This window comes from Lysinibacillus sp. G01H, assembly GCF_028872195.1.
Classification (GTDB): domain Bacteria; phylum Bacillota; class Bacilli; order Bacillales_A; family Planococcaceae; genus Lysinibacillus; species Lysinibacillus capsici.
In genome coordinates, this window is record NZ_CP118397.1 from 2,263,543 (window position 1) to 2,282,127 (window position 18,585).

17 protein-coding genes are annotated in these 18,585 nt (G+C 36.6%); 5 read left to right on the top strand and 12 right to left on the bottom strand.

Translation table 11 applies throughout. The features are described from left to right. Nucleotide 1 precedes the first annotated feature (1 nt). Nucleotides 2–952 (top strand): nucleoside hydrolase, encoded by a 951-nt coding sequence (locus PSR12_RS11435; RefSeq protein ID WP_274773310.1) that lies wholly within the window; start codon nt 2–4, stop codon nt 950–952. Here the strand turns inward: PSR12_RS11435 and PSR12_RS11440 are convergent, their stop codons facing one another. The 3 genes from PSR12_RS11440 to PSR12_RS11450 are packed head-to-tail and all read right to left on the bottom strand — an operon-like array spanning nt 953 to nt 4,719. Further along, nucleotides 953–2,077, bottom strand: a complete 1,125-nt coding sequence (locus tag PSR12_RS11440) for a Ger(x)C family spore germination protein (protein ID WP_274773312.1) — start codon at nt 2,075–2,077, stop codon at nt 953–955. Next, nucleotides 2,064–3,185 carry a GerAB/ArcD/ProY family transporter gene (locus PSR12_RS11445; RefSeq protein ID WP_274773314.1) on the bottom strand — a complete coding sequence of 374 codons (1,122 nt, stop codon included), beginning with the start codon at nt 3,183–3,185 and terminating at the stop codon, nt 2,064–2,066. The genes PSR12_RS11440 and PSR12_RS11445 overlap by 14 nt, the downstream gene beginning before the upstream one ends. Nucleotides 3,186–3,201: 16 nt before the next feature. Beyond that, nucleotides 3,202–4,719 (bottom strand): spore germination protein, encoded by a 1,518-nt coding sequence (locus tag PSR12_RS11450; protein WP_221682023.1) that lies wholly within the window; start codon nt 4,717–4,719, stop codon nt 3,202–3,204. 415 nt (nt 4,720–5,134) lie between these two features. Here PSR12_RS11450 and PSR12_RS11455 point away from each other — a divergent pair, with 415 nt between their 5' ends. Together PSR12_RS11455 and PSR12_RS11460 are read left to right on the top strand one after the other, a co-directional pair. Further along, entirely contained in the window at nt 5,135–6,016 is an 882-nt protein-coding gene (locus PSR12_RS11455) for a GNAT family N-acetyltransferase (RefSeq protein WP_274773316.1), read from the top strand. Between the two features lie 321 nt (nt 6,017–6,337). Continuing rightward, nucleotides 6,338–6,748 carry a lyase family protein gene (locus PSR12_RS11460; protein WP_446720657.1) on the top strand — a complete coding sequence of 137 codons (411 nt, stop codon included), beginning with the start codon at nt 6,338–6,340 and terminating at the stop codon, nt 6,746–6,748. A gap of 300 nt (nt 6,749–7,048) precedes the next feature. On the opposite strand, the gene PSR12_RS11465 is transcribed toward PSR12_RS11460, so the two are convergent. Then, nucleotides 7,049–7,906, bottom strand: coding sequence for a PhzF family phenazine biosynthesis protein (locus PSR12_RS11465; protein ID WP_274773319.1), 858 nt, complete (start codon nt 7,904–7,906; stop codon nt 7,049–7,051). 143 nt (nt 7,907–8,049) lie between these two features. Next, nucleotides 8,050–9,258, bottom strand: coding sequence for an MFS transporter (locus tag PSR12_RS11470; RefSeq protein ID WP_274773320.1), 1,209 nt, complete (start codon nt 9,256–9,258; stop codon nt 8,050–8,052). A gap of 133 nt (nt 9,259–9,391) precedes the next feature. Between PSR12_RS11470 and PSR12_RS11475 the strand changes: the two genes are divergently transcribed. Next, the gene (locus tag PSR12_RS11475; protein ID WP_274773321.1) at nt 9,392–9,946 is read left to right on the top strand and encodes a helix-turn-helix domain-containing protein; all 555 of its coding nucleotides are present in this window, start codon (nt 9,392–9,394) and stop codon (nt 9,944–9,946) included. Nucleotides 9,947–10,313: 367 nt separating this feature from the next. Here the strand turns inward: PSR12_RS11475 and qoxD are convergent, their stop codons facing one another. Genes qoxD through qoxA form a run of 4 tightly spaced genes read right to left on the bottom strand, consistent with a single transcriptional unit; the run spans nt 10,314 to nt 14,053 of the window. Then, nucleotides 10,314–10,598, bottom strand: a complete 285-nt coding sequence (gene qoxD / locus PSR12_RS11480; protein WP_221682008.1) for a cytochrome aa3 quinol oxidase subunit IV — start codon at nt 10,596–10,598, stop codon at nt 10,314–10,316. A gap of 1 nt (nt 10,599) precedes the next feature. Beyond that, complete coding sequence (qoxC, locus tag PSR12_RS11485; RefSeq protein WP_221681998.1) at nt 10,600–11,196, bottom strand: cytochrome aa3 quinol oxidase subunit III; 597 nt, start codon at nt 11,194–11,196, stop codon at nt 10,600–10,602. Beyond that, complete coding sequence (gene qoxB / locus PSR12_RS11490; RefSeq protein ID WP_257522157.1) at nt 11,193–13,142, bottom strand: cytochrome aa3 quinol oxidase subunit I; 1,950 nt, start codon at nt 13,140–13,142, stop codon at nt 11,193–11,195. The genes qoxC and qoxB overlap by 4 nt, the downstream gene beginning before the upstream one ends. 20 nt (nt 13,143–13,162) lie before the next feature. Beyond that, the gene (gene qoxA / locus PSR12_RS11495) at nt 13,163–14,053 is read right to left on the bottom strand and encodes a cytochrome aa3 quinol oxidase subunit II (protein WP_221681980.1); all 891 of its coding nucleotides are present in this window, start codon (nt 14,051–14,053) and stop codon (nt 13,163–13,165) included. A gap of 352 nt (nt 14,054–14,405) precedes the next feature. Between qoxA and pdxR the strand changes: the two genes are divergently transcribed. After that, nucleotides 14,406–15,836: a MocR-like pyridoxine biosynthesis transcription factor PdxR gene (gene pdxR, locus PSR12_RS11500; RefSeq protein ID WP_257522158.1), complete on the top strand. Its 1,431-nt coding sequence runs from the start codon at nt 14,406–14,408 to the stop codon at nt 15,834–15,836. 642 nt (nt 15,837–16,478) lie between these two features. On the opposite strand, the gene PSR12_RS11505 is transcribed toward pdxR, so the two are convergent. From PSR12_RS11505 to PSR12_RS11515, 3 genes are all read right to left on the bottom strand, one after another. Beyond that, nucleotides 16,479–17,090: a hypothetical protein gene (locus PSR12_RS11505; RefSeq protein WP_255601563.1), complete on the bottom strand. Its 612-nt coding sequence runs from the start codon at nt 17,088–17,090 to the stop codon at nt 16,479–16,481. A 200-nt stretch (nt 17,091–17,290) separates the two neighbouring features. Beyond that, nucleotides 17,291–17,731 carry a hypothetical protein gene (locus tag PSR12_RS11510; protein ID WP_274773326.1) on the bottom strand — a complete coding sequence of 147 codons (441 nt, stop codon included), beginning with the start codon at nt 17,729–17,731 and terminating at the stop codon, nt 17,291–17,293. Between the two features lie 439 nt (nt 17,732–18,170). Beyond that, entirely contained in the window at nt 18,171–18,416 is a 246-nt protein-coding gene (locus tag PSR12_RS11515; protein WP_274773328.1) for a hypothetical protein, read from the bottom strand. Nucleotides 18,417–18,585: the final 169 nt, after the last annotated feature.

Consider the following 18,585-nt stretch of genomic DNA (forward strand, 5'->3'; position numbering starts at 1 on the left):
TTTGGTAAAAAAAGTGCTGTTATTCGGGGATATTGGCATTGATGATACGGTGGCATTGATCTATGCACGGCTTAATCAAGAAATAGAAATTGTGGGACTCGTTGCAGATTATGGCAATGTATCACGAGAGGATGCGGTATCCAATATTTATTATGTCATGAAATTGTTCGACTTCCCTCAAGGCATTCCTGTGATCTTAGGAGCAGAAGTACCCTTAACAGGAGAGCAGCCGACCTATTACCCAGAAATTCATGGTGAACGAGGTCTTGGACCCATCATCCCAAATGATGATCACGAATTAAAAATTGAAAACTTTTTTGAAATCATCAACATTATTGAAAGGTATAAGCATGATGAGCTAATTATTGTTAATATTGGGCGATTAACCTCACTAGCCACGATGCTTATCCTTTATAAAGAGCTTATGAAAAATATCAAGGAATTTTATATTATGGGTGGAGCATTTTGGGTGCCAGGTAATGTAACGACAGTGGCTGAAGCGAATTTCCATGGTGATCCCTTTGCCGTTAATATTGTGCTTACCTATGCAACGAATGTGACAATCATCCCTTTAAATGCGACACAAAAGGCCATTGTCACACCTGGGATGGTGGACTATATTGACTCCTTTGGCAAAACAAAAATTCTAAAACCCTTAATGGAATACTATACACGTTTTTATAAAGAACGGGACCCCTCACTTCTAGGAAGTCCCGTGCATGATGCGTTAACACTAATGGCAGTCATTTATCCTGACATGTTTATTTATGAGTCCTATCCTGTAACCGTTGTCGATAAGTTAGAAGGACCTGCAAGAGGGCAAAGTATTGCCGAGACAAGACCTTATGAAAATAATAATGGCGAAAAAAAGCATCGTATTGCTTTTGATATTCATTATGAACATTTTTTCCAAAACTTTTTATCGGTTATGACAGGGCAACCATTTCACTAGTTATTCAAAAACACCATCTCTTAAAATTGTAAAATCAACATGGACATTTACCTTCATGTCTTTATATATTTTTTGCCATTTATCCTTTGTTAGCTTAGAATGTCTTACTTCGCTTCGATATTTCTCACCAAAGCCAAAAATATCAGACTCAACTTCCTGACTATGAGCAATTACTCTACGTATTTCCTTTGACAATTTTTTCTCGATTGCTTTTTCCAGTGCCGCCACACTTTTTGGGTCCCCTTGATTGATATCAGGGTACACCTCTAATACTCTTGATTTGATTTTGATGTTCAGGTCAAATGTTGGCGTTTCCGCATCAACTAACTTCATATCTCGTTTCGAATGGATTGCATCAAAGGCTACCGTTATTTTATTTGCAGGCTTTTGAAGAATCTTGGAAGGGATATCTTCTTTTTCCAGAATGGTTTCATATAAGCCTACTTTAAAGGTATCTCTGACAATTTTTACGTAAAAGCTATCTTTTGCTGGAAGGGTACTGACCATTTTGCTGCCTTTAAAAAGAGCTATCCCACTTAATTCCACCAGCTCATCATCTCTTTTAATAATAGGCATGGCAAAATCTTTTCCAGATGAATAGAAATCATGGGCAATTTGATGAAGTGTAGAAGAAATCATGTATTCCTGCTTGACATTTTGTTCAATTAACCTAAAAATATGCTGCCCAATATCCTCAATATTTTGATATTCGTATTTCAGTAATGTTTCTGTTTCACCTTCCGCAATAGCCATAAAGATTCCATTGCTGACACTAGCATTTTCTAAGTTTGTATCAATATAATAGCGAAGGTCTTTTTTTGCCAATTCCTCTCCAAATAGGATGACTCTCATTTGACCAACCATGATTTTTTTTGAAAGCTTACGATTGGCTTCCATCCGATTTCCTTTACTCGTATCGTTTTCTGTAGACAGAACTTCCACATTGCTTTGAAATTCGGGATTTACTTCACGAATAACAGCTGTTGTCTTTATTTTATCCTCTGTTCCTACATCATAGCCGACTAAAGTAGTTAATCCAACTTTATCCAAAATATTGGTTTGTGCACATCCATATAAAAAAACAAAGGATAGAAGAATCATCCATCTTCCTCTAAGTTTGTTCATTCTTTTTCACCTTCTTTGATGTGAAGTTCTTCTTTAGTCGTGCTATTGGCCAAAGTAAAATAGGGTAGACAAAGATTACGTAAAAAGCAATCTGTCCAAACACCGTGTTAATTGTATTAATCTGTGTCCGTGTTTGAACCAATAATGTTCCAATTAAAACGATGAATGAAAAGAGCCAAACAAATGTCTTTTCACTTATCGGGAATAAACGAATTGCTCCGCGGTACGCAGCCCATAAGTATAGACATAGATTCGGTAAAATGATTAGCATCCAAAAACAAACAGCTACAAATTCAAAGCGTTCCATAAAGGGGAAGCTAATAAAACTAAATAATGTCAAGGTTGCCCATATCGTTTTCAATAGCTTGCCCTCACTGTAATAAGCAATGGACACCAGCATCACAGCTAAATAGATGATGGTTGTAGCTAATAGTCCTAAATGAACAGGTTTTCTGATTTTTTTCTTGTCTTTTACAAAGGGGTAAATCACGTTTAGGATTTCAAAGCCGATAATCGTAAAGGTCATTGATTGTGCCCCTTTTAAAATGGAGCGAATATCATTTTCTAAAATAGGGAGAAGACTTTCTACTGTAGCGTATTTCATCGGAAATGCTAGCATTGGGAAAATCCATAAGGAGAGAATGATACTAAAAAAAGACACGCCTACAATGACGCGAAGCCCTCCCGTAAAGGCATAAATAATAATAATTAATAAAGTTGCTGACAGGAACCAGGTCTCGATGCTAGGAAAAATCCATGCTTGTATAACTTCAATATAATTTCGTAAAACAGAAAAGAACGCCACGGAGCAATAGATGACATAAATTGCATTTAAAAAATTGCCAATCCATTTGCCAAAAATATCAATTTGAATTCCGTAAAGGTCATTAGAGCCGTAAATTTCTAATGTTTTAATCATACAAATGGTAACAACATGTGTGGCAATCCCAGCCAGTAAAACAGAAATCCATGCATCCTGTCTTGCATCCTGATAGATAATGCGTTGAAATCCCTGTATACCAACCCCAATTTGAGCACCATGTACCACAAAAAAAAGCAAATAAGCATTGATCATATCTTTAGGGCTAAGTTGTATAGGTTTTCCCATTTATTTCACCTTCAGTTCAACTTTTATCAGGTTTCACTGGCTCTGGGACAAATTTATGCTCATCCTTTGGTCTTGTCAAAGCAGGTCTTTTCGCTGTTAATGGGACAGGCATTCTAATAATACTATCCCGCATTTCCTTCAACCTCGGTGGATAGAAGGGCGACATGTAAGGAGCACCCAAGCTTGACTGACGTAACAAATGAATAAGAATAAAACAAAAAGCCAGCATGATACCATAAAAACCCCAAAATCCTGCAAGTATAATAATAGGGAAGCGAATAAGACGAATCACATTGCCCATCATATAACTTGGCGATGTAAAAGAGGCTAGGGCACTTAACGCAATGATAATCAGCAATATATTACTGGTAATCCCCGCCTGTACAGCAGCTGTTCCAATAACGATACCACCAACGATACCAATTGTTTGTCCAATTTTTGTTGGTAATCTGGCTCCTGCTTCTCTCAGTAGTTCAATAATAAATTCCAGCAGCAAAGCCTCAAATATGGGTGGGAAAGGAACCAAAGCCCTTGATTCACTTAATGGTACGAGAAAGGCTTGTGGAATCACTTCATAGTGAAATGTCAGAGCTGCCACATAAAACGGTGTTAAATAAACAGATAAAAAGAAGGCAGCCAGTCGTAATAAACGAAGAAAAGTAGCAATTTGCCACCTTAAATTTTGATCTTCTTGACTTTGAAAAAACTCAGTAAATCCTTGGGGGCAAACGATAGCCATTGAACTACCATCTACGAGAACCCCAATTTTCCCGTCTAAAATGCCATCACAAAATCTGTCAGGTCTTTCCGTCAAAAGCATTTGTGGAAAGACAGATAGTGAATTATCATCAATCATTTCAGCTAATACGGCACTATCGATAAGCTCATCGATATAAAGATCTGTGATTCGTTGACGCATTGTTTGAACCATTTGATCATTGGCAATGCCACGCATATATAAAAGAGAGACAGAGGTACTTGTCCTTGCACCAATTTTTACTTTTTCATTACAAAGATTAGGACTCACTATGTAGCGACGAATCAAGGAAACATTGGTAGATAGACTCTCATTAAATCCAACCTGTGTACCTATTACCTGCGATTCATTTTCAGGCGCTGACAATGCTCTAGACTCTCTGCTAGCGATATTGGCTAAAATAGTCTGTGGAAAACCATCTATGTGTATCACAACATGACCATTGACCATCAATTCTACGGTTTCCCTTAGTAGACCGGTTTGACTAACTTCTGCAATAGAAAGGGCCACCTCAATTGCCTCGGGGGTATCATGAGGCTTGCTCTGTAAATTAGCAATAATATCATTATTTAAAGTCTGATCATCAATCAGATTATCGATGTAAATAAGGGTGACGTTTGGTGGAAGAGATTTAATGATTAAATCGGCTGGATGATTCGTTGCATTTTTAATCGATTGAATAAAATGATCTGTGGCATGTGCAACTCTCACAAGATTTTCTTTAGGCGCCTCTTGAACTGGTTGTTGTTGTTTGTTGAAAGGTAGTTTAAATTTCATAGTAAATGGTAGGCTCCCTTCATTGCTAACTTCGTTTATAGAATAGGCTTTAAAGGGGTATTCTATACTTATTTCATTTATTTTCATCATGTAGACATATCTAACAAATAACGGTAATATAATAGTATTCTTAAAAACAGAAGGGAGATTAGCTTTTTTATGCTAAAACTAATTATCGCTAATTAAATTCCAATGAATTTAATAAAGGGGCCATCCTATAATTTTTTTAATTATAGGGTTCATTTAGTGATGCCCTTTTGCGATAAAAGAGAAGCATAATGATGTCTAATCCACAGTTATATTTTGTATACAACGGACTTTATGAGCTTGTTCTCATAGGGTCTTTTTCTGTTTTTAGGAGGTGATGATTCCCACAAAAATTAGCGATTGAAACATAAAATTGGAGGGAATAGACTTGGAAAAATATGATTTAGTTAGTGATTATCGTCACAATGAAAAATTAAAGGCAAGTTTTAATGATTTAGCAATGAAAACATTTGGTTTGGATTTTCGAGGGTGGTATAACAAAGGTTATTGGAGTGACCAATATATTCCTTACTCATTTGTACGAGAAGGAAAAGTGATTACGAATGCTTCTGTTTATAAGATGTCGATTCGCATAAATGGCAAGCGATTAAAGGGAATTCAGATCGGTACAGTGATGACGGATGAACACTATCGTCATCAAGGTTTGGCAAAGCAGTTGATGTTGCATATCATGAAAGAGTACGAAGGTGCCTGTGATTTCATGTATCTCTTTGCCAATAAAACAGTACTAGATTTTTATCCAAAGTTTGGTTTTAGAAGAATCCATGAAAGTGAATACAGCTTAGATCTTACCACAAGAACTATTCAACCAAAGCAGACCAGCGTTCAACAGCTGACAATTGAGCAGGATCTAGCACTCCTTGAAGAGTATGCAAAAAATCGTTATATCCATTTAAGTATGATTGCTGTTGAGGAAAATGAAAGTTTATTAATGTTTTATTTTACGTTAGTTTTCCCTCATGCTATTTACTATTTAGAAGAATTTGAAACAATAGTAGTAATGGAGGAAGAAGAAGGGGTATTAAATATTTATGATATCATCTCTTTACAGGCAACCAATGTAGAGACTGTATTAACAAGCATTATTAAGGATACAACAAAAAAAGTAGTATTCTATTTTACACCTGACTTTACAATCGAAGGCATGACAGCCACTATCACCACAAATGATGACGATGCCTTATTCATTCTCTCGAAAAAGCCCTTCTTACAAGGGCACTTTATGTTTCCTTTAACATCCCATTGCTAGGTTGGATGATCACTTCTAGCTGAAATATGAGCGACATTGGATAAAAAGTGAGCGCTTCGAACAAGAACAAGAGCGCTTTAACATGAAATTGGATCACATTTTCACATACCATAACAGCCTTTTTTAATTGACATTATAAATATTGGGCATTTCTCTATAGGATGGTATAGATAAAGTTATTTCATTAGGAGGAAGCAATGTATACAGTTGGTGTCAGCGATCCTCATTCATCTGTAGAACGCATCATTCAATTCCGATTTTTCGATTATTATTAGATTAAGTGAAGAGTTAATTTTATGGAGTAGCCAAGAGTTTAGATTTATTAAGATTGATGATGCCTATTCTACTGGCAGCAGTATTATGCCACAGAAGAAAAACCCTGATGCCACTGAACTGATACGAGGCAAAACAGGACGTGTATATGGTTCACTGACTTCACTCTTAACAACTATGAAGGGCTTACCATTAGCCTATAATAAAGATATGCAGGAAGATAAGGAGCCATTTTTCGATTCATTGGATACCGTATTAGCTTGTCTACAAATCATGTCAAAAATGATTGCTACAATGAAGGTAAACAGTGAAAACATGAAAAAAGCAGTCAAAGGAGGGTTTCTGAATGCAACAGAGGTCGCTGATTATTTAGTGAGTAAAGGCGTTGCGTTCAGAGATGCACACAGCATCGTGGGTTCCATTGTTATTTATTGTGAAGATCATAAAAAAAGCCATTGAAGATTTAACAATGGATGAATTGAAAGAATTAAGTTCGTTCATCGATGACGATATCTATGACTATATTGAGTATCAAAATATTTTAAATAAAGGGATTAAAGTAGGTTTATTATTATAAAAAATAAACCGTTATCTTGACTATAAATGGTCAACATACGGTTCCTTATAAGGGTGGAAAAAAAGGCATTCATTGTAGACAAACACATTGTTCAATTAAATAATGTGTTTGTCTTTTTATCTATTGTTCTATTTTTAAATTAAAATTCAGAAAATCTACAGTCTGAGGTTGAGAAATTATTTTCACTCCATATTTTCTACTTTTAAATATTTAGTTTCACAGTAATAGCCTTTGCCGCCAACATAAACTTTCTCTATTTCATTCTTGCTATTGGTTGCTAGTTTAACTAATATTTCGGAAGGAGAGTGTAAAGAATAACCTTGTTCAAATACATAGACTTCTTTTTGCAAGTGGTGCTGTTCATAAAGATAGCAAGCTAATGCACCGTTAGAAGTGCCAGTCGCTGCTTCTTCATTGATGTCATATAGTGGAGCAAAATTTCTGCATATAATTCGATCGTCATTAAAAGTATACAGATGGGTCCCGACAACATGATAGTACTTGCTGATTTCTTTAATTTTTTCGAAATTAGGTTGCAGTGCATGTAATTGTGTTTCGCTTGTTATAGGAATTAAAATATCTTTTAGGCCCGTGGAGACAATTTGAATCGGGTATTGATTGTCTATATCTTTAATGTCAAAACAATCGATAAACTCGTTTGGAGAAATAATATCATAGAATATCGGTTTGTTTTGTTCCATGAAAATGATGTCATCTTTTATGGTAATAGTAAGAACACCGCTGTTTGTTTCAATTGTATAGCGATCCTTGAAAAGTTTATTTAAATGCATCATTATCGTAAAAGAGCCAATTGTGGCATGACCACATAAATCAACCTCTTCTTTTGGTGTAAAATACTCAAATTTATAATCAGCCATTTCAGATGCTGATATAAATGCGGTTTCCGCATAGCCCAATTCTTTGGCTATCGCCATTTTTTGAGTAGTGGTCAATGTATGTTCATTCAATACCACTCCTGCTTTATTCCCGCCTTGATGATCCTTGCTAAACGCACTTGCAACATAAACGGATATTTTCATAAAACATCTTCCTTCCTCATTTATAGTGAATTGTAGCATATAAAGAACTACGTAAAAATGTTGTTGGATAAATTTTTTAGCAACTAAAATCTCAAAAAATAGATTGTCTACTTTCTTTAAACACGGTTTTAATATTCCTTACCTCATCTATTAGGAAGTACGCGAATAGTAGCTGATTCCACCTTTGTTTTAACCTTTAACGTCAGCACCATGATAATGATGATGATCAATAATAAGGTGATAAGGGCAACGTCAAATGTATTCGTCATATCTTTGATGACACCAACAAGCATTGGAATGATACCACTAATGATATAGCCACCGAATTGAATCATCGCTGTCCATTCACTTGCCTCTTTTGGTGTAGTTGTAGCATCTAAAGGTAAAATCATTGCTAACGGGAATAAACCACCAGCACCGATCCCTGTTAACGTCGCACAGAAAATAGGCGAGATGCCGCCCAGAATTAACATCAAAATGCCAATAAAGGAGCTTGAAGCACACAGTAGCATCCAAGGCTTTCTCTTCACGCTGTTATTAATGATAATGGGAATAATAAAGCTACAAATCATTTGCATGACAGAAAAAATAGTTACAGTTGTTGCGGCGTAGGCATCACTATATCCCATATCCTGTACTTTTGGAGCGAGCCATGTCGCTAGGGAATAATAGACGCCAGATTGTAAACCGAACATGACCATAAGGAGCCAAACATAACGGTTTCCCCAAGGTAGTCGACTTTTTTGGCTTGCAGATTTCTCTAATGGCTCTTGAGATTGTTTGGATTTTTTGATAATTGGAATCCAAACAATAATACCCATAAGAGCGAATACCGACCATATCGCTAAAGCTGCGTTCCAGGATTGATGAAAAGCATGCATAGCTGGCACAACTAAACCAGCACTCAAAGACGCTCCAATTCCCATACCCGCAGAATATACACCAATCATCGTAGAAGAATATTTAGGAAATTCCTTTTTGATATAGCCTGAAATCAGTGGGCCTGTAATAGCAATACCTATCCCACTAAGAATAGCTGTTACTAATAAAAATAAAGGAAAAGTCGCCACTAACCGTAAAGCTGTTGATACACCAATTAATAAAACGGATAGCCCAATCGTCCATTCGATACCCCATCGTTCACTTAGCTTACCAGCCAATGGTGCAAAAATCCCCATACAAAATACGGGAAGTGCTGTTAATAAACTTACAACAACACTTGTCATCTGCAAATCCATTTGAATATTTTTCAATACTGGCGAGATAGATGTGATCGAAGCTCGTAAATTCATAGATAGTATAAACAAAGAAAAAACGCTCCAAATAATTGGAAAGTTTTTTGATTTTGCCATCACTGAAAACACCTCTTTTAGTTATTATTTGATATACTATAGTTAACTTTTAAATTTAAAAATAAACTATAATTAATCGATTTGTATACTATAATATACTATTTATACAAAGTCAATGGGAGGGGTGCGTAGAATGCAGGAGGAACATATCGACTTATCTGGACAAGTTGGAGGAAATTTGCGAGAAATTCGAAAAAGCAAAAGGATGAGTTTAGAGGAACTGGCGAAAGTCAGCAATGTTAGTAAATTGACGTTAGGGAAAATCGAACGAGGGGAAACGAATCCGACTGTAAATATTCTTTGGAAAATTTGTAGAGGACTTAATATTCCGCTTGTCGCTTTACTATCTTTTGAGGAAAATATAGAGGTTCATCGTTTTGGCTCAGACTATCAATTCGTAGGTCATAATAACGACTGGTTTGTTGATCCATTATTCAAAACAAATGGGACTGAGTGGTTTAGAGGTCGTCTTGAACCGAATAGTGAATACAGCGAGTGTCACCTAGCAGGCTCCGAGGAAATTGTGCTTGTATTAAATGGGCAATTGGAGCTACAGGTCGGAGAGAAAACCCATCAGCTAAACCAATGGGATGTCATTAAATTCAAGGGTGAAGAACTTCACACGTATATCAATCACTCGGATGAAAAAGTACATTTAATGCTGTCATTAACGTATACAACCCCATGATTGTTCAACAAAAATCCAGCAGAAGATGATACTATTTTGGGAGGAAAAAATAATTCTGATTATCGATTTCATCATTTATTATTTTCATGAATATCAAAAAAATCTTGTAAGAAACGAGGAAATCGATAAAATTGGCGTCATAAATGAAACAACATCCTCTATAATTATTGATAAAGGCAATTCTATATTAATACCATTCAACCAAGCTCAACCACGAATCACTTCATATCACAATTAATGAAAGTGGACTCTTACTTTGATTGTGAAAATTTCAAAGAATTGTTTACCCTCATTGTCTTTTGAATATCATGCGTTTCCATACAAAAATCATCCTTACTAAGTTAAAGTAAGGACGATTTTTTTCTATTCAGATATAACCCCAAATCATACATAATAATGTTCCGAAAATGGTAACGAGCGCAATGATTAAACCATAATAAATATTGGTATAGATAGCTGGTTTATCATTTGTTTCACCAGCATGCATAAAGACAACTAACTGCAAGCCTGCCTGAATAAATGCTGTGACTAATAAAATAGTCATGGTAATCGGAAAAGATAGATTGAAAAAATATACACATGCCGCAAGGATCGTAAGGATTATGGACACACCAAACCCCATGACTTGTTTCATCGGGAATAAATCATTCATGTTACACCATTCCTTTCAAGTAAATGAAGCTGAAAATAAAAATCCAGACCACATCTAAAAAGTGCCAGTATAAAGAGAAGATAAACGATTTATTGGCTGTTTCTGGTGTTAAGCCACGTTGGATGAGCTGATAGACGATGAACATTCCCCAGAATACCCCAAAGGTAACGTGTGCACCATGTGTTCCTAATGTTGTTAAAAGGGCAGCCGTAAAGGCACTCGTCTGTAAGCTCGCACCAACATGAATATAGTGCATAAACTCGTAAACTTCAAAACCAATAAAAACGACACCGAGTACTATTGTCAAAACATAGAAACCTATCATTGCTTTCGTGTAGCCCTTACGCATAGCATGTATACCTAAGCCAATGGTAAAGCTACTTGTTAAAAGAATAAACGTTTCAAATAAAACAGGTGTAATTTCAAAAATCTCCGCTCCTGTTGGACCATTCCCAGTACGGTCTACTAAAACAAAATAACCTGCGAATAATGTGCCGAAGAGCATAATTTCAGCACCAATAAACACCCAGAAGCCTAATATATTCAATTGATTTTGCTGAGTACTATATTCTAAAGGGAGTGATTGATCGATTTTCATAATTGACTACCTCGCAATTTCGATTCCGTTGCTTTCACTTTTTCGACAGGTACATAGTGTCCTGGATCTTTTTCCAATGAACGATGAGCCATGCAAATAAAAATACCAATGGTTGTGAGAATTGTCGGTATCCACATTCCGAAAACAAAGGAGAAGCCCCATGCAAAGAAAATACATCCTAATATAAAAGGCACACCGCTATTATTCGGCATATGAATCTTTTCATATGGCTCTGGGAACAGTTCATGCTGATGATATTTTGCATCCCATAACGCTTCCGTTGAAATCACATGTGGCACCTTGGCAAAATTATAGTAAGGCACAGGGCTTGGTGTAGCCCACTCTAACGTGCGAGCGTCCCATGGATCCGACCCAACATTCCTTGGTGAATAACGAATACTGTAGATAACATTGTAAACAATTAAGATAAAACCAATTGTTAAGCCAATTGCACCGATAAACGAAATCATATTCCATAATCCAAAGCCAGTGGAGGCAGAATAAGTGTACATACGTCGTGCTTGTCCATCTAAGCCAGAGACAAACATTGGCATAAAGGCTAGTAACGTACTGATAGCAATAATCCAAGCCGTCCACTTGCCGATTTTTTCATTCAACATAAAGCCAAACATTTTTGGCCAATAGTAATGTAAACCAGCTAGCATAGCAAAGACAACACCAGGAATAATTACCATATGGAAGTGGGCAACCAAGAACATTGTGTTATGGTATTGATAGTCAGCTGCTGACATGCCAAGCATTACACCCGTTACGCCACCTATTGTAAAAGTAGGAATAAATAACATGGAGTAAAGCATTGGCGTTGTAAAAACAATTTTTCCTTTCCACAGGGTGAATAACCAGTTAAAAATTTTAACACCAGTTGGAACGGCAATGGCCATCGTTGTAATCGAGAAAATACTATTTGTTAAAGCACCTTGTCCCATCGTAAAGAAATGATGTGTCCATACTAAAAACGAAAGGAAGGAAATGATCACCATGGAGCCGACCATTGATTTATAGCCATAGAGATTTCGACCTGAAAAAGTAGAAATAATCTCACTGTAGATCCCAAAGGCAGGTAAAATCAGAATATAAACCTCAGGATGCCCCCAGACCCAGAAAAAGTTTGCCCACAGCATATCCATACCACCATCGGAAGTTGTGAAAAAATTAGTAGCAAATAGTCGGTCAAAAGTTCCCATCGTTAAGGCAACCGTTAAAACTGGAAAAGCAAAAACGATAATCACGTTTGCTACTAATGAAGACCACGTAAACATCGGCATTTTCATAAGCGTCATGCCTGGTGCTCTCATTTTAAGTATCGTCACAATCATATTAATACCAGTAATTAATGTGCCAAGACCTGAAATCTGTAAGGCAAATAAATAATAGTTTGTTCCTACAGATTGACTAAATTCATTATTTGCTAGAGGGAAATAATTCGTCCAGCCAGCATCAGGGGAGCCACCTATAACAAAGGATATATTTAGTAGCATAGCCCCCATGAAAAATAGCCAAAAGCTTAAAGCATTCAAACGTGGGAAAGCAACGTCTCTTGCACCGATTTGTAAGGGCACAATATAATTCATAAAGGCCATAATAAAAGGCATGGCCATAAAAATAATCATGACTGTTCCATGTGTTGTGAAGATTTCATTATAATGCTGCGCATCAAGTAATGTATTGTCAGGTACAGCCATTTGGGCGCGCATCATAATCGCATCTGCTCCACCACGGAAAAGCATCAGAAGGGCAGAAATTAGATACATAATACCAATACGTTTATGATCAACGGTTGTTAACCATTCACGCCAAAGGTAGCCCCATTTTTTAAAGTAGGTTAAGCCAACTATAACTGCTATCACCGTCAGTCCAATCGCAACCATCGATGCATAGATAGCTGGGCTTGGGTGGGGTATAGCAAATCGTTCGAAGTACTCCATATGACTATGTCTCCTTTTAATTAATGATCGTTTTGTTGAGAAGCATGATCTTTAATGTGTGATGTGCCATGCTGATGTCCACCATTTTCACCCTCAGGGGCTGGCAGGAATGTTAAATGTGTACCCGTGTAGGTTGATTGGCCAACGTGTCCTGGTTCTAGCAACGTATTAAATTTTTCTTCTGTTAATGGTTCAGCTGTTGCTTTTACTTCCTTCACCCAATCATCAAACTCATCCTGAGTCACTGCTGTTACGTTAAACGTATTTTCAGCGAACCCTTTACCATTAAAGTTTGCATTTCTCCCCATATACTCCCCAGGTAGATCCGCAGCCAGATGCAATGTATTCACCATATCGGCCATTGCATATTTTTGACCACCCAGTTGAGGAATCCAGAAACTTGTAATCGGTCCGTAAGAATAAAGTTTAAATTCGATAGGACGCTCTGCAGGAATATACAAATAATTTACCGTTTCAATATCTTCTTCTGGATAGCTAAAATGCCATTTCCAGTTCGATGTTGAAGCATAAATAATTAACGGCTCTTCCTGTTTGTATTTCTCTGGTGTAGATTCCACCTTATAGTTACTTTCAACAGAAATAAAGGATAGGTACACTACAATTAGAACGGGTATACCTACACAAATGATTTCCACCTTTGTACTCCCCTTAATGTGGGGAGGCTTATAGTCAGGGCTTTGCTTAGATGCACGAAATTTCACTAACATATAAGCTAACAACACAAAAACAATGAGTATGATAAAGGACATAATCCCTATCGAGAGCATAATATCTTTGGCTTGCACTTGAGCTTGAGGTCCTTTTGGATCTAATACTAACAATGGGTCACAGCCTGTTAGCATTGTGACAATAGTGGAAAGACCAATTAATCTGAGCCAACTTTTTTTCATAAACAAACCCCTTTAACTATTTCATTGAAGTGCTATAGGCTACTACGGGTTTGTATGGAATTCGATTCACAATTGATTTTTATAATAGGGGCACTTCTTTTGAAAGACAAGGCGTTTTCCAAGATAACACAGAATGTTCTCAAACGAGAAAAATAATTTCAGTATAATTTTATAGAGGGAAATGCGCATCAAGTAAGGGCTTTCATCAATTAGAATGGATTGAAATTGAAAGTGGATGGTGAAAGTAATAAGGAAATGGATGGTTAGCTTCAAATATTGTTATAGTATGATTGTCTTTTTAGCTTATTTACTAGAGCTAAGAAAGGATAAGGCATAACCGAGGTGAATAAACATGGATTGGAAACCTGATCGAACAGTAAAAAAAGCGATTTATAAGCAGCTCGCAGAATACATTGAGAAGGGTATTGCAGATGGAACATTCCCGCCCGATAAACCCTTACCATCTGAGCGCTATTTAGCAAACGCTTTGAGTGTAAACAGAAGTACGGTAGTGAGTGCATACGATGAATTGGAAGCAATGGGGCTGATTGAACGGAATCGTGGAAGTGGCACAACCATTAGTAAAGACATCTGGGGCATCACGAGGAAACGGATTCCTAGCTGGAATCGCTATATTGAGGCAGGTTCCTTTTTACCGAACCTTCCTGTTACCCAAAAAATTAGAAAAGAGGCTATTGAGCATAAATTAATTAATCTAGCTACTGGCGAATTATCAGAGGATCTTTTTCCAAAAAGCGCCTTGAGAGAGATTACCGCAACGCGTTCATTTATCGGTAGTCTTGGGTATGATCATCCTTTAGGGAGTGACATATTACGGACAACCCTTACACGGCATATTAAAAACAGCAGGGGAATTGAGACAAAGCCGTCCTCCATACTGATTACATCAGGAGCACAGCAAGCCCTACATTTGATTGTCCAATGCCTGTTAAAGCCTGGAGATGCAGTCGCCATAGAAGATCCTTCTTACAACTTTAATCTGCCTATCTTTAAAACAGCAGGCTTACAAATCCATTATCTTCCTGTCAACAAGGATGGCATTAAACCGGATGATTTGCAAGTATTATATAAAAAACATCGAATTAAAATGATTTTTCTAAATCCTGATTTTCATAATCCAACAGGGTCTTCCTTAGATTTGAAGAAAAGAGAAGCTATTCTAGACATATCCTCTAAACTAGGTATACCAGTAGTAGAAGATGACCCCTATAGCCTAACAGCTTTTTCGGGGGATAAAATGCCTACGCTTAAATCGCTCGATAAGAACGGGAATGTTTTATATATTAGCTCTTTGTCCAAAATTGTTGCCTCAGGCTTACGAATCGGATGGATTGTTGGTCCTACATCTGTAATTGAACGACTATCCGATGCCAAGCAACAAATTGACTTTGGGCATTCTAGTTTCACACAATGGATCGCCAATGATTTTTTAGAGTCCCCTAATTTTAATTTGCATATTAAGCATTTAGTGAAGGAATTAGAAACACGACGAGATAGCATTGTACAGAGCCTCGATATGTATTTAAAGGACATAGTGACGTTTTCCATTCCACAAGGTGGGATTCATTTATGGTGTCATGTTCTCAAGGGATATAACGAAACGCAATTACTTGAGGAATCCATTAAGCGAGGCGTCATTTATGTTCCTGGATCTACGATGGGCTCCAAAAAGGGTTTTGTACGCTTCACTTACGCCAGAGAGGATGTTCATTCAATCAATGAGGGGATTAAAAGGTTTGCACAAGCTCTAAATAGCTTCTAGTAATTTTGTAAATTATAGCCAAGTGGATGGCTGAGAAAGTGCTTAAGTGGATGGTTTAAATTCGTTAGAAAGTATTTAAGATAGAGTCATGGATAACAACTATCCATCAAGGCTAACTACTATCATGGCAGTGTGGATGGATTCACAATTATTCACACAAGTAATGAAATCTGTAAATTGGGAAGGTGATAGAGAAACCTTGACTGCTATGCCGAGGACGTTAGGGAAGAGGTAGATCGCTAATGCTAGTAGGTTAATGCTTCACAGAGGTTATTGGAAAAAATTGCTAGAGCCCACTTTTAATAAAGAGGTTATAACATTCACAACACCGATTGTTAAAGTTGTCTGAAAGCTTTACCTGTTCGACCAATTTCATTTTAGCTTTAGCTGCTGATGAAAAAAACCAAGGCAGTCACTACTTATTATATTTTAAGGCCAACGAGAATATAGAAAGGATATAGGTACTCCTTATATATTCAATTAAAACTAGTTAAAAGCATCACTTAGCCACCTAGCTCTGCAATACCGTCAGCTCGCTAGGTGGCTGGCTGCTTTTATAGAAAGATTGAGAAAATAGTTAAGTAATAATATCTGATTATAAAAGTTTCGTGATCACTCAGTTAGTGGTGATGATATACAATATTATTTTTTAGTTACTATATTAATGCCTGCACTTGCAGTACCTATTACATTAACTGGTAGATTCACTGTTATTGAAGGAATATAAAAAACTATTAATAAACAATCACCTATCGATATAGGTAAGGGTGAAATATTACCTGATGCGAAAGCTATTTTTCCTAAGGTTACAATCGGTAATGTTATGGGGGGAGTCAAATCAATAAAGGCACTTGTACCAGTGAAAATATTACTTCCAACGGGTGCATGAAAAATTTGAGCACGGATTGTAACAGTTCCTTCTACTAAAGGTAATGATCCTAATGGAGAAAATGACGCTGAGATAGCTGTAATGTTACCATTACAAGGAACTGCGAAGGCTTCACTTGTGTTTCCATCTATGTTAATGACATTATTTATAATAGAAACGGTATTTACAGTACCGAACCCTATGCTACTTGCGAGTCCAACTAGAGCTTGAATATGTGATGTTGAATTTCCGCTTGAGAATGCAATTATAGTGCTGTCAGTGGTAGAAGAAGGGTTTAAACAGTTGGTTTCTGTAGCCACAAATGGTCCTGATTGATCGCATGCTCTAAATGTTGACAAACTACTATTATATCGACAATTATCCATACAAGAACTTATCCCCTTTCTATTTATAATATGTAGTAAAGAGTATTAGGCATGAACAATAACCTTATGTATGGGTATTTAATGTGAGTAAAAACACTTTCAAATGGTTCACAAATGAACTACATATAATATAGATAAGGAAGATCACTTTGAGCGACAAGTGATCCTTCTTTTTTATACGTCCATAAGGAATACAGGTTTTAGTCATCGCATGTATATTTAAATTCCGGATTAGTCTGAATAAAATATCCACTTCTAACTTGCCCTGCCCAATTCTGTAGTGCTTCTTTCCACGCTACACTTTCAAAAAACTCATCTACTGTTGTTGTTTCAGAAAACCAAATTAATGGTGTGAAGGGTGCAAGTGGTCCCGCATCACCCCAAATCCCCCCAGCTTTAATCGTACTTTGTTTCACAAGAAGCAAGGGGAGCCCGTGTTGAAAAGACATCGAAGGTTCTATTTGCATGAAAGGTGAATAGGGTTCTAATTGATCCGTACGACGTGTTGGCTTTAAAAGGGCAGCTATAGTTCCGTAACTAGAGTTAATTCTACGTACATTTTCTAAAGTGGTGTTAGGATACTGGTCTGTATTGGGTAGTGTTCTAGGGAAAAGAAGAACCTCTTTTATTTCATTAAACATACGAATAATGAATCGCTGCTCTTGTGATAATGGTGGTTGCGATGGCCCCAGAGTAAATAGGTTCTGATGGCTAAAAAAAAATAGGTATACGGAAAAAAGCACTCGCTGCTTCATTGAAATCATCAACAGCTTTATAAAACTGATCTATTTCATTATTAGTAGCATTTTTTCTAGTTTTATTCTCACTCAATTTTTTATCACCTCCTCACGATAACTTATTCATAAGTTGGAAGGGAGGTTTGTGTTTACATACAAAGTTCACTATTCATTTTTATATTCATGAATCATTTTAAATAGATATTTATTTCTAGGATTATATATTTTTTATGAAAAAATAAAATGAAACTAATTATTCGTCTGTTCAACATTTTTGTTTCAGAAAAATCTTTACCTGCACATTTATGGTTCTTATGAATAATAATGAAAGATGACTGAGCACCTATTTTTCCATGTTGTAAACACCACAGAATAAAAGTGCACTTTTTAACTGTTTCTTATCAACAAAAGTTTGAATATCCATTGATTTTGCTAGTGCTTCATTAGTTATTATCGCCTTTATTCGACTGGCAATTTGAGTCCCTGCTGAATCATCGTCAATAAATAATTGATTTGAGACATTGGCCTGTAAATATTTGAGCGCCTGGTTAGCTTGTATAATTGGTCCTAGATATTGCGGTGGAAACATTAGTGTTTCGCGTAGTCACTGCTACTTACAAGAAGTCACCCCTACCATTTACGAATTAACAAGGGAAGGATTATTTATAAAAATAACGACAACAAAAAAGTCGCATTCCAAGAGTTCAGGAATCGACTTTTTGTGAAAAAATTATGTAAAATACATTGAAATGTGAATA